Origin of the sequence: Pseudomonas citri, from assembly GCF_025336485.1 — a bacterium.
GTDB lineage: Bacteria > Pseudomonadota > Gammaproteobacteria > Pseudomonadales > Pseudomonadaceae > Aquipseudomonas > Aquipseudomonas citri.
In genome coordinates this window covers 22740-35469 of the sequence record NZ_JAODAB010000040.1, presented here as the reverse complement: position 1 = coordinate 35469, position 12730 = coordinate 22740, and the positions used below count along the sequence as shown (strand labels likewise).

Sequence of the window (12730 nt, the reverse complement as noted above, 5' to 3'; positions counted from 1 at the left end):
GCCGACCTGGTGAAATCAAGGCCTGCCTGACGGCAGGCCGCTACCGGCCCGAACACAAAAAATCTGACAGTCCCGCGTCCTGCCATTTGCGAAGGACGCCGTGAGCTTCATACCATTGCCTTCAAATACCTGCTCACGTGACAGAGAGACGAACTTTTCCTCCCATGCCCCACCTTGCACTCCGTTTGGCGTAGGCATACAACCTACATCGTCCCAGATAAGCCCCCAAACCTCGCCAGCCGAGAAATCATCAGCGTAACTCCATGATGAACTGCAAAGCATTACTGCTGCGATCCCTTGCTTGAACATAGCCCTTTCCTCGATAAGTTTTAAATGCTATCGCTTGCGGCCTCTTGACCGAAAAGGGCGAATTTACTTACAGAACGTCGTCCGGGGCGCTTGCTGACCTACTCAACCACCCCATTAACCACAACAACCCCACCCCCTTCCTTCTTAACCACCAACCGATTCCCCTCAACCCCCGCCTCAACCAACTCCGAACACCCCTCCACCGCCCGCGTCCCTTCCACCCGCTCAGCCTTGGCATCAAAACTGAACACATAAGTAGACGCCGGGCACGCATTGCCGCCCTCCCCGGTGGATACGACCACCACGTACTTACCCGGCCCAAACGTGTAGGCCTTTTCAATCGCCACGTAGCCGGTGTACTCGGGCTGTTCGACGATGGACTCCATGACATTCACCACCCCGGCGCGCGTTTGATAATTCAGCGCGGTGCCCGTTTCTTGGGTCTGAGTGGTGAAAGGCCCGGCGCGTTCGGAAGTGGCGGGCAAGGTTTCATAGGCTACGCCGGGGGGTGCTGGGGGTGTGGGCTTGGTGATTTGAGGGGTGGCGGTGGGTTTTGCCACGAGGCTTTGCTGGGGTTCGGGGAGGTCGCATTGGCCGTTTTTGCAGATGAAGTCGCCTTGGCAGTCGATGTCTTCCGTGCACTGGTTGGTTTCTTCGAAGGTGCTCTGGTCGGCCTTGGCGTAGCCGGTGACGGCCAGTGCCAGGAGAGTGCAGGCAAACAGACGCTTCATCAGGGAAGTCCTTTTCTTGGGATGGATGGTGGCCTGATGATACCTGCAAATCTTTCGAGAGGATGCCTCAGTTGTCTGTGACAAGCCCATGCTTGTGTGCGTAGGCGTACAGATCCACGCGGTTCGTCAGGCCCAGCTTGCTGTAGATCGATGTGAGATGGTTACGCAACGTGTGCTCGCTGATGTGCAGTTTCTCGGCCACCAACTTGCCAGGGGCCGAGGGGTCGCAGGCCAGTGATGCGATGGTTTGCTGCTCGCGACGCGTTAGCCTGGCGATTTTTTGTTGTTCCGGGTCCATGTCGCGCACGGCTTTCTGGTGCGCCAGTTCGAGGAAGATGCGGCTGGTTGCATTGCGGTCGATCCAGAGTTCGCCGTCATGCACTTTTTCGATGGCTTTGAGCAATATTGACGCGGATGCCGGTTCCCGCTTATCCACCACGCCCCGGGCGCCCGCCAGCACCGCATCATCATGTAGCGTCACGTCGGTCGACCCTGTCACCACCAGAATCTTGGCTTTGGTCTGGCTGTGCAAGTCGGCCAGTGACTCGACGCCGCCCTCGCCGTCCAGGTCCAGCACCACCACATCGGGTGCGCATGGGGGCTGCGAAAGCAGGTATTGCGCCACCGACGACACCGAACCCGCGAGCATCAACCTCGGTCGAGCGCTTTCCACCAGGCGCTCAAGGCCCCAGGCCACGAGCGGTAGAGCTACCAACAAGACTTGAATGGGCATACGAGTCGCGGCCTCTTTAGGCGGGTTGTGCCAGCTGCCGCTAATGATAGCAATCGCTACGGCCTGGCGCTTTTTCAAGAGAGTTTCAGACCACGCCTCCCATGACATTTGTCCCATAACGCCCTGTTTTCCTGACGGATTGACTCCCAGAAAAAAAGGGAGCGCGCGCTCATGTGCAAAACAGTGGTCGTTCTTAAACTGCGGCCATGAAAGACGCCTACCGAACTGAACCCCGTGAACGAGTCACCCTGTCGCTGCAACTGATCGGCGGGGGCAGCGGTGTCACCCGTGACATCAGCGCCTGCGGTTTGTATTTCGAAACCGACAGCGAGCAGCACGTGGACAGTTTGATTGAGTTCGAGATCGAACTCGACACCCCCGGCGGGCCCATGAAGTTCAAAGCGCAAGGACAGATTGTGCGCATTGAACCTCAAGGTGACAGGACCGGGGCGGGTGTGAAGCTGCTGGCCAGCCGATTGGTGCCGGTGGAATGAGGTGTTCGTGGATTGAGTGAGAGCCGACTCGTGGCGGTTAGCGGTCCGCAGCGGTTTTTTGCTCAGGGTGAAGTTCTTCTTGGGAGAAAGACATGGCTAGCACTACAACCACCAGCGGCGGAACCGTTACCTCGTTTTCCAATACGCCGCAGGCGCAGGAGGACGTCTTCACCACCACTGAAAACCTGTCGGGGGTGGTGTATTGGGACGTCATGTCCAATGACCTCGGCGGCAACGCGAAGACACTCTGGTCACTCGACAACGCGGACAGTCTTTCTACGGCCACCAAGGTTTATGCACCGAGCGATCTCCTGACTCAGGACACGGCGCGGGCTGAGGCGACGAGTTCTGACACTAGTTTGAATGGTGCAAAGATCTGGATCACCTCGGACGGTAAAGTCGGCTACGACGCCGCTACTTTCACATCTGCTTTCAAGGCACAACTCCAGTCGCTTGCGGTTGGCGAGTTCCTGACGGACAGCTTCACCTATGCGATTCGTCTGGGTAACGGAACGCTCAGTTGGACCACTGCGACGGTGCGGTTTTCGGGCATGAACGATGGTGTGACCCTCAGCATCGGCGCGCAGGGCGGCATGGTGACCGAAGACGCCGACACCACTGCGAGCACAACCGACTCGCTGATGACCAGCGGCACGATCGTCTTTAACGACATCGACCTGAGTGACACGCATATCGCGACGTTCGCCCCAGCGGAGGGCAACACCACTCATCTCGGAACGTTCGTGCTCTCGCCGGTAAGCGAAGCCGCGAATGCGGCCAACGGCTCGATGCAATGGACGTACAACCTGGACAATGCGGCGGCACAGCACCTGGCCCAGGGCCAGACCGCTACCGAAACTTACCTGGTCACCATCAGCGATGGTCATGGTTCGTCGGTAACGCAGAACGTGGTCATCACCATTACCGGCACCAATGACGTACCAACGGTGACGGCGGCAGAGGTGGAAACCGGCGCGGTGACCGAAGACGGCACCCTGGTGGCCAGCGGCAGCTTCGCCTTTGGCGACGTGGACCTGGCCGATGGCGCCCATGCAACCAGCGTCAGCGCGCCGGCCGGTGCGTTGGGTACGCTGGTGGCCATTGTCAGCAACGAAAGCACCGGCGATGCGGTGGGCAGCGTGGGCTGGACCTATACGCTGAACAACAGCGCGGCGCAGTACCTGGCTGAGGGCGAGACCAAGACTGAAGTGTTCAAGGTGACATTGACGGACGACTTCGGGGCGACGGTGAGCAAGGATGTGACGATCACCCTCACCGGCAGCAACGACGCCCCCGTGCTCAGCTTCGCCACCGGCAATGATGTGGGCGCCGTGCAGGAAGACACCACCCTCAGCGTCAGCGGCCAGTTCAGCTCGACCGACATCGATCACGACGCCACGGCGACCTGGAGCATCAATGGCTCGCCAACGGGAACCTATGGCTCGATCGCCGTGGACAACAACGGCCTGTGGACCTACACCCTGGCCAACGGCACCGATGGTGTCGCCAGTGCCGTGCAATCCCTGAAGGCTGGCGAGAGTCACAACGAAGTGTTCAGCGTGCAGGTCAGCGACGGTTTGGGCGGTGTCGATACCCAACTGGTGACCGTCACCGTCACCGGCAGCAACGACGCCCCCGTGCTCAGCTTCGCCACCGGCAATGATGTGGGCGCCGTGCAGGAAGACACCACCCTCAGCGTCAGCGGCCAGTTCAGCTCGACCGATATCGATCATGACGCCACAGCGACCTGGAGCATCAACGGCTCGCCAACGGGAACCTATGGCTCGATCGCCGTGGACAACAACGGCCAATGGACCTACACCCTAACCAACGGCACCGATGGCGTTGCCAGTGCCGTGCAGTCGCTGAAGGCTGGCGAGAGTCACAACGAAATGTTCAGCGTGCAGGTCAGCGACGGCCTCGGCGGCGTCGATACCCAACTGGTGACCGTCACCGTCACCGGCAGCAACGATGCCCCCGTGCTCAGCTTCGCCACCGGCAATGATGTGGGCGCGGTGCAGGAAGACACCACCCTCAGCGTCAGCGGCCAGTTCAGCTCGACCGATATCGATCATGACGCCACAGCGACCTGGAGCATCAACGGCTCGCCAACGGGAACCTATGGCTCAATCGCCGTGGACAACAACGGCCAATGGACCTACACCCTAACCAACGGCACCGATGGCGTTGCCAGTGCCGTGCAGTCGCTGAAGGCTGGCGAGAGTCACGATGACGTATTCAGCGTGCAGGTCAGCGACGGCCTCGGTGGCGTCGACACCCAACTGGTGACTGTCACCGTCACCGGCAGCAACGACGCACCCGTGCTCAGCTTCGCCACCGGCAATGATGTGGGCGCGGTGCAGGAAGACACCACCCTCAGCGTCAGCGGCCAGTTCAGCTCGACCGATATCGATCATGACGCCACAGCGACCTGGAGCATCAACGGCTCGCCAACGGGAACCTATGGCTCGATCGCCGTGGACAACAACGGCCAATGGACCTACACCCTAACCAACGGCACCGATGGCGTTGCCAGTGCGGTGCAGTCGCTGAAGGCTGGCGAGAGTCACAACGAAATGTTCACCGTACAGGTCAGCGACGGCCTCGGCGGGGTCGACACCCAACTGGTGACTGTCACCGTCACCGGCAGCAACGATGCGCCCGTGCTCAGCTTCGCCACCGGCAATGATGTGGGCGCCGTGCAGGAAGACACCACCCTCAGCGTCAGCGGCCAGTTCAGCTCGACCGATATCGATCATGACGCCACAGCGACCTGGAGCATCAACGGCTCGCCAACGGGAACCTATGGCTCAATCGCCGTGGACAACAACGGCCAATGGACCTACACCCTAACCAACGGCACCGCTGGCGTTGCCAGTGCCGTGCAATCCCTGAAGGCCGGCGAAAGTCACAACGAAATCTTCACCGTGCAGGTCAGCGACGGCCTCGGCGGGGTCGACACCCAACTGGTGACCGTCACCGTCACCGGCACCAACGACGCCGCCGTGCTGTCCTCGGCCAGCGTTACGCTGAGCGAAACCGATGCGCCGCTGACCACTGGCGGCACCCTGACCATCAGCGATATCGACAGCCCGGCAAGCTTCCAGGCGCAGTCCAACACCGCTGGCAGCTACGGCCAGTTCTCCATCGGCACCGGCGGTGCCTGGACCTACGTCGCCAACTCCGCCCATAACGAGTTCGCCGCCGGTACCACCTACACAGACACCTTCGCGGTGAGCAGTGCCGATGGCACCCTCACTTCGGTCACCGTGCATATCGCCGGCAGCAACGACGCACCGACGATCACCTCCAACGGCGGCGGCGCAACAGCTTCGATCAACGTGGCGGAGAACACCACGGCGGTCACGACAGTGACGGCGACCGATGCCGATCTGCCCGCGCAAACGCTGAGCTACTCGCTCCTGAGCACGGCCGGGACGGACTTCAGCAAGTTCTCGATCAGCTCGGGTGGGGTACTGACGTTCAACTCAGCACCCGATTACGAGAATGCCCAGGATGTCGGTGGTACTGACGGCGACAACGCCTACGTCGTGGACGTTCAGGTGGCCGATGGCAATGGCGGCATCGACACCCAGACGCTTACGGTGAACGTGCAGAACGTGGTTGAGACGCCAGTGGATACCGTGGCGCCAACGGTGATCGTGACAGGGACGCCCTTGGGAAGCTCGATAGGTTCAACCTCGAAGGTCACCTTCCAGTTCAGTGAGACCGTGAGCGGTTTCAGCCTGGCGGATGTAGCCATGACGACAACGAGCGGAACGCCACGGGGAGTCTTCAGTAACTTCACCCAGGTTGACGGCGATACCTACACGGCAACGCTGACCAGAACCCTGGGCGGTAGCATAAAAGTCGACGTAGCCGCGAACAGCTACACCGACCTGGCGGGTAATCCGGGTGCGGCCGGGAGCAGTGCAAACCTTCCGGCAGGCGTTGCCGGCGAGCCCATCAATCTGGCTCTCAACGCTCCACAGGCCGATATCAGCGGCCCCGTGACGATGACCATCAGCGGCGTTCCTTCGGGATGGGTGTTCAATGCAGGAACCGACAATGGCAACGGCACCTGGACCGTGCAAACCAGCGATCCCGGCACATTGACGGTGACAACCCCGAGCGAATTCGCCGGTGCGCTGGTGCTCGGCGTCGACATGACCTGGACCAACGCCGACGGCAGCCTGGGTCATGCCTTCGTGTCCGACAACGTAGAAGCCTACGCCCCCGGCTCGCCGATCTTCGCCTTGTCCGCCGACGACAACCTGACCGGCTCGTCCGGTGCCGACACCTTTGTGTTCGCCCAACCGATCGGCAACAACATCATTCACAACTTCGATGCGACGGCGGACAAGATCGACTTGATCGGCTTCACGGGCGTCAACGGTTTTGCGGATGTGAGCATCACCAACGACGCGAACGGCAATGCCGTACTCAGCATCAGCGCCGAGCAGACGGTCACCATCAACGGCGTAGCTGCGGCGGCGTTGAGCGAGGCCAACCTATTGTTCGATGTGAACCCGGTGACGACCAATACGGGCACCCTCACCATCGCCGACGGAGCGATCATGCCGTTCGGTGGCAGCATCGACAACAGCGGCACCATAGAACTCGGCTCCACCGGCAGCGGGACCGATCTTGAGATTCTGTTCCGTGGCGCGACGTTGACCGGTGGCGGGCAAGTGGTTCTGTCCGACAGCGCCCAGAACGTGATCTTTGGTGGCAGCGCGGACACCGTACTCACCAATGCCGACAACACCGTTTCGGGTGCCGGCCAGTTGGGCGCGGGGCAGATGACACTGGTCAACTCGGGCCAGATCCTTGCCAACGGCGCCAACGCGCTGGTGATCGATACCGGTAGCAACGCCATCACCAACACGGGTGTGCTGCAAGCCAGCGGCAGCGGCGGATTGGTGATCGAAAGTACGCTCGTCAACAGCGGCAGCCTGTGGGCGAACGACGGCAACATCAGCATCCACGCTGAGACCACTGGCGCGGGAAGCGCAACGATCAGCGGTTCGGCGACGCTGGAGTTCGCGGCGGCCTCCGATCAGAACGTGACCTTTGACAGCGGCGCGGCAGGCACGCTCAAGCTCGATGCGTCGACGGCGTTCAGTGGCAGCGTCAGCGGTTTCACCACCGGCGACAAGCTGGACCTTGGCGACATTGCCTTCGGCGCCAATACGCAGATCACCTATGCGGCGAATGACACTGGCACCGGCGGCCTGCTGACCGTCAGCGACGGTGCGCATTCAACGCAAATCACCCTGAATGGCCAATACGCGGCGACGGGTTTGCAGGCAAACGCCGAAGGCAGCGGCAGCGAGTTGGCCTACGATGCAGCAGCGGCAAACCACAAGATGCTAGGTGGCCAGGCCGACGACGTTCTGGTCGGCGGTGCGGGAGACGATCTGTTCGTCGGCGGGCTGGGCAACGACACGCTCGACGGCGGCCTCGGTAACGATACCTTTGTGTTTGCCGCGACAGGCTTCGGCAACGACTCGGTCCAGGGCTTCGATGTCAATCCGAGCGGAGGGCAGGACTTGCTCGATATCGCCGGGTTGGGAATCACCAGCGAAACGTTCGCCGCTAACGTGGACATTGTGGCTGACGGAGCGGACACCGTGATCAGGATCGGAGCGGACTCCATTCGCCTGGTCGGTGTTCACAGTGTGGATATCGATCAGACGGACTTTATCCTGACGACATGATGCGCTTCATTGCCATGCGGTTGGCCCTACTGGGGTTTGACGACTAGCCTTCCCATCGTCCGCACGAGGGAAGCGAGAAAACCATGCCCCACCGCCAGCAACTCCATCGAGACGGTTACGCCCTGCTCCGTGGAGCGATCCCCGCCGAATGGCTGGATGAGCTACGTGCCGTGTTCGACGCCGGTGTGCGGCCGTCGGAGGGATGGCCTGTGCCCCGCGACGTGGGTTGGCGGTGTTCGATGCTGGACGATGCGGCGAAGATTCAGGCGGTGTGTCGCCTGCCCCAGGTGCTGGCGGTGGCGGGTGAGTTGATTGGGGAGCGGTTTTTCCTCTCGCAGGTGGAGGGCCGCGAGCCCCTTGGTGGTGGCGGTCATCAACAACTGCATCGCGACTTGTCGGCCCAACGACCCGGCGACATCGCCATGGCCCTGGCCTTCTTCGACGATTACGGCCCCGAGAACGGCGCGACGCGTATCGTCCCCGCCAGCCATCGCCCCGCGCCGGGGGAACCGCCCTTCGACTTCAGCGACGAGTCCCGCGCGGTGCAGCTTTCAGGCACCGCGGGGGACATTCTGGTGTTCGATGTGGATCTGGTGCATGCGGGCAGTTTGAATGCGCTGGGTGGGCGTCGTCGGTCGATTCTGTTCAGCTACTGGTCGCAAGCGTTGTATGCATCGCACCTGGAGACGGCAGGCCTGCGCAATGTTCGGATGGATACGCGGGAGCGGTTTGAGCCGTTGGGTTTTGCGTTACGCCCTCTCGCGCCAGGCGCTCCAACGGCCTCGATGAAACGCCAGCGATGATGCCGGCACGATGAACTCTATACTCCATTTGCGACCCCACCGAATATGGCAAGCAAAATGGAAGAAACAGAAGCGCCCCAGCAGCCCAAGGCAATGTCACGCCGCACGGCCATCGCTTACGCGATTGGCCTGCCGCTTGCGCTGCTGGTACTGATCTTTCTGCCGGCCGGCACCCTCGCCTGGCGGCCCGGATGGGAGTTGCTGCTCGTTCTGATCTTGGCTTTTGGCGCGTCAGCCCTTGTCCTGGCGCGGGTCAATCCAGTGATCTATCGCGCTCGCAGCCGGATTCAACCGGGTACGAAAAGCTGGGACAAATCGCTACTGGCGCTCATATTGCCGGCCATGACGGCGGTGCTGCCGGCCGCGGCACTCGATGCCGGGCGGTTCCATTGGTCGCAGGTACCCGTCTGGCTGGTGACAGGCGGCTACATCGCTGTGCTGGCGGGTATCGCGGTCACGGCCTGGGCGCAGGCGGTGAACCCGTTTTTCGAGCCTGGTGTGCGCATCCAGACCGAGCGACATCAGCGCGTGATCGATAGCGGCCCTTACCGTTTCGTCCGTCACCCTGGGTACATCGCTGCGCTGTTCCTGTTTTTCGGCATGGCCCTGGCACTGGGCTCTTTCTGGGCACTGGTGCCCGCAGCGCTGGCTTCGGCGTTACTCGTCTTGCGCACAGCTTGGGAAGATCGGCTGTTGCGATCGGAGCTTGCCGGGTATGACGATTATGCCCGTCGAGTGCGCTGGAGATTGGTCCCCGGCCTTTGGTGAAGACAACGCTGCTGGATACCTATGTCGAGGGAACGTATAGGGCCGTATACGCGCTAGCCCGTGATCACTTGTTACCGGGGCGACAGGTTCCAGAAGGTACAGCGGCCGGAGACTAGCTCCGGTCGCTGTCGTGAAGGGATACGGCTATGCAGGCATCAAGCGCTTTTGTGTTTGTAATATTCGTCGGAGCGAACCCATTTCCCCAGGTCTACCTTTCTCCAGTCGGGTGCGGCTGCACTCGACAGCGCCCCTGGGCCCGTTCGTGATTTATCGACGGTTTCTATGTCGGAAAACGAAACCGTGTCGCGCCGACCTTCATAGACAGTGCTTCTGAGCACAAACGTCCCGTTCTTCTCATCGATGCTTTCCAGAATGCCTTGTTCCGCCAGCGGGTTCCCACCTCCGGTTCTTGTCTTGCGCCAGACGAGCAGATATTGGTTGAGCGACTGCTTGAGCTCGGCCGCCACCTGAGCACGGGTGACATGCTCATTGACATAAGCATCACGGGCCTCCCTGACGGGGCTGGTGATATTTATGATCTGCCGCTCCTTGTCGTAGTAGTCCTGATAAGGGTCCACACCGACCTCTTTGGAGGCATAGATCGACGTTTGGCTTGCGAGGTGGTGGTAGGCGTCAGCGTAAGCCATTTCGGCAGCGGCGGCATCGGCAATCGAGTCGATGCTGTTTTTACCGGGTGCAACTTTGGCTGCATCGTCGGCTACGGATTTGATGGCATCGCCGATGAGGTCGTTGTCAGCACTTTCAGCCTTGTAGTAGGCAATGCGGGCTTTTTCGTAAGCGATATAGGCGGCTCTAAGAGTCTCGTTGTCAGCCTTCGCTTCAGTGGCGGCCTCGAGTGCCTTGCGGGCTTTATCGAAGGCGACTATCGGCGCCCCCTGGTCGAGAGCGACAGTGAACACACCCCATACCAGCGCGTACACCTGGGCATCGCGTAGCGCCCGCACCACATCAGGGTCAGTAGCGTTGTCCTTGTTTTCGGTGATGGTAGAGAGGCGATTCTTTACCGCGTCGTAGGTTTTGCAATCGCGAATACTTGCAAGCAATGCATCCAGCTCTGTAGCCATGAAAACGGACTCCTCGTCCGATCGAATTGGAAGACGCTGACACTTTTCGTGGCCAGCCTGTCCATGTATAGGCCACCTTTTGAGAGGCTGCCACTTCCAATATGCTTTTTCCTACAATGACTTGCAGCTAATTGAGCGACACATGAACCCGCCACCGGCATCGGCCGCTCACTGTCGGTGCCGGACATAAAGTATCGAGCCACCCCCTGAGGTGCTTCTCGTCTGCAGTTCAAATGTCTGCGGGTATCCTTTAATCAACTCGCTCAGTTTTTTGTAGCCATGGGTCCGAGGGTCGAACTCGGGCCTCAACTTGCTGATGTTAGTGCCCAGCGCCCCCAATAGCGCCCAGCCCTCCTCGTCGGCAGTATCATCCAAGATCTTTGCGATGAAACCAACCGGCGCGCGGGGCAGTTTTTCTTCACTTGGAGGACTGGCGACCTTAACGGCCTCGAGGGGTTCAGGGTCAGGCCGCTCATGTCCATTACTCGCGGCACCCACCACTGCGCTGCGCAGTAATTCGGTGTAGATGAACTTATCGCACGCCGACACGAACGGCCTTGGGGTTTTCTCTTCACCAAACCCATACACGGTCAGGCCTTCCTCTCGTAATCGAGAAGCAAGGCGAGTGAAGTCGCTGTCGCTGGAAACCAGGCAAAAACCGTCGAAGCGTCGTGCGTAAAGCAGGTCCATGGCGTCGATGATCAAGGCACTGTCTGTTGCGTTCTTGCCTTTGGTGTACGCGAACTGTTGGACGGGCTGAATTGAATGGTCGAGCAACACCTTCTTCCAACTGCCCAACTGGGGCCCCGTCCAGTCGCCATAAATTCGCTTGACGTTGGCGACGCCGTACTTGGCGATTTCCTCAAACAAGCCTTCAACAATTGCGGCGGGCGCATTGTCGGCATCGATTAATACTGCCAGGTGTTTTTGCGTGGAGGTGGGAGCGTGGGTAGCCATAGGGCGTCCTTGAGTGGCGGACCTCAACATACCGATGGATCATAGATGAACAACGGTCCCATCGCCGCCCATGCCCGAACGAGCTTTCTGTTGCGCCCAGGCTGATTTTATTGCCTCGACGTTGGGCACAAACCTGGACATATGCCGAATCCCCACCACCAGCACTTTACGGTTGCCAATAGTTGCCGTGAATCTATACGTCGCTCGATAGGATGATGAGTCCGCAATTGCGTGTTTTTTGCAGCATTGGGTGCAGACTCCATGAATGAAGACGGAAGCGGGACAGTTATCCAACAGAATGAATCCGCCCTCTGCGCCCCTCACTCCGGGCTTTTGTTCTCAACCAGACAATTACCACCGTCCACCACCAGTATCTCACCCGTAATGTAGCTGGCTTCTGGAGAAGCCAGGAACGCCACTGCCGCAGCCACCTCTTCCGGGCGGCCTGCCCGTCCGATTGGCGTGTAAACGGCGGCCCGTTCTTCCTCCGGTGAACTCGAGCCTGTCGCGATCCAGCCGGGGGCAACTGAGTTCACGGTAATGCCCTGCTTGGCGACTTCCTGGGCCAGGCTCATGCCCATGCCCACCATCCCGGCTTTAGCAGCACTGTAGGCCGCACCGGTCGGATAACTGTCGCGGGTACCCGTAGTGGAACTGATGTTGACGATGCGGCCATAACGCCTTGCCTGCATACCTGGCAGTACGCCGCGAGTCAGCAGAAACGCGGTGGTGAGGTTGCGCGCGATGGAGCCTGACCAAGTCTCCACGCTCATGTTGGCCAACTCGGCGGCAGCTTCGAGTTTACCCTGCACGGTCAGGCCGGCATTGTTCACCAAGATGTCGACACGCCCCCACAGCGAATACGCCCAGGTGATGAACTCGCCCACCTGTTCCTCATCGGTCAGGTCGACCGGGCGACCTTCCACGGTAAAACCGGCGGCACGCAACTCGCCGACCCGATCGTGGATCCGTGCGCTGCTGGCGGTGACGATCAGCTTCGCGCCAGCCGCGCCCAGGCACCGCGCGACGGCCATCCCGATCCCCTGCTCGCTGCCAGCACCGCTGATCAGAGCGACCTGATGATTCCACTTTTCAGCCATTGCCTTACTCCTCTGCCGCAGATTCATGGA

At 60.4% G+C, this 12730-nt stretch carries 9 protein-coding genes; 4 read left to right on the top strand and 5 right to left on the bottom strand.

Features of this window, described 5'->3' with window-relative positions; all coding sequences use genetic code 11:
- Window positions 1-407: 407 nt before the first annotated feature.
- Window positions 408-1040, bottom strand: a complete 633-nt coding sequence (locus N4Q37_RS26555; protein WP_260963157.1) for a hypothetical protein — start codon at window positions 1038-1040, stop codon at window positions 408-410.
- 67 nt (window positions 1041-1107) lie between these two features.
- The gene (locus N4Q37_RS26550) at window positions 1108-1773 is read right to left on the bottom strand and encodes a LuxR C-terminal-related transcriptional regulator (RefSeq protein ID WP_260963156.1); all 666 of its coding nucleotides are present in this window, start codon (window positions 1771-1773) and stop codon (window positions 1108-1110) included.
- Between the two features lie 206 nt (window positions 1774-1979).
- On the opposite strand from N4Q37_RS26550, the gene N4Q37_RS26545 reads away from it, so the two are divergent.
- From N4Q37_RS26545 to N4Q37_RS26530, 4 genes are all read left to right on the top strand, one after another.
- Window positions 1980-2267 carry a PilZ domain-containing protein gene (locus tag N4Q37_RS26545; RefSeq protein WP_260963155.1) on the top strand — a complete coding sequence of 96 codons (288 nt, stop codon included), beginning with the start codon at window positions 1980-1982 and terminating at the stop codon, window positions 2265-2267.
- Between the two features lie 92 nt (window positions 2268-2359).
- On the top strand, window positions 2360-7987 hold the full coding sequence (locus N4Q37_RS26540; protein ID WP_260963154.1) for a beta strand repeat-containing protein: 5628 nt from the start codon (window positions 2360-2362) through the stop codon (window positions 7985-7987).
- A gap of 83 nt (window positions 7988-8070) precedes the next feature.
- The gene (locus N4Q37_RS26535; protein WP_260963153.1) at window positions 8071-8790 is read left to right on the top strand and encodes a phytanoyl-CoA dioxygenase family protein; all 720 of its coding nucleotides are present in this window, start codon (window positions 8071-8073) and stop codon (window positions 8788-8790) included.
- Between the two features lie 57 nt (window positions 8791-8847).
- A complete protein-coding gene (locus tag N4Q37_RS26530; RefSeq protein WP_260963152.1) occupies window positions 8848-9558 on the top strand; it encodes a methyltransferase family protein in 711 nt (236 codons plus the stop codon).
- Window positions 9559-9713: 155 nt separating this feature from the next.
- On the opposite strand, the gene N4Q37_RS26525 is transcribed toward N4Q37_RS26530, so the two are convergent.
- From N4Q37_RS26525 to N4Q37_RS26515, 3 genes are all read right to left on the bottom strand, one after another.
- Window positions 9714-10643: a hypothetical protein gene (locus N4Q37_RS26525; RefSeq protein WP_260963151.1), complete on the bottom strand. Its 930-nt coding sequence runs from the start codon at window positions 10641-10643 to the stop codon at window positions 9714-9716.
- Between the two features lie 168 nt (window positions 10644-10811).
- Entirely contained in the window at window positions 10812-11600 is a 789-nt protein-coding gene (locus N4Q37_RS26520) for an NYN domain-containing protein (RefSeq protein WP_260963150.1), read from the bottom strand.
- A gap of 320 nt (window positions 11601-11920) precedes the next feature.
- A complete protein-coding gene (locus N4Q37_RS26515; protein WP_260963149.1) occupies window positions 11921-12700 on the bottom strand; it encodes an SDR family NAD(P)-dependent oxidoreductase in 780 nt (259 codons plus the stop codon).
- Window positions 12701-12730 lie beyond the last annotated feature (30 nt).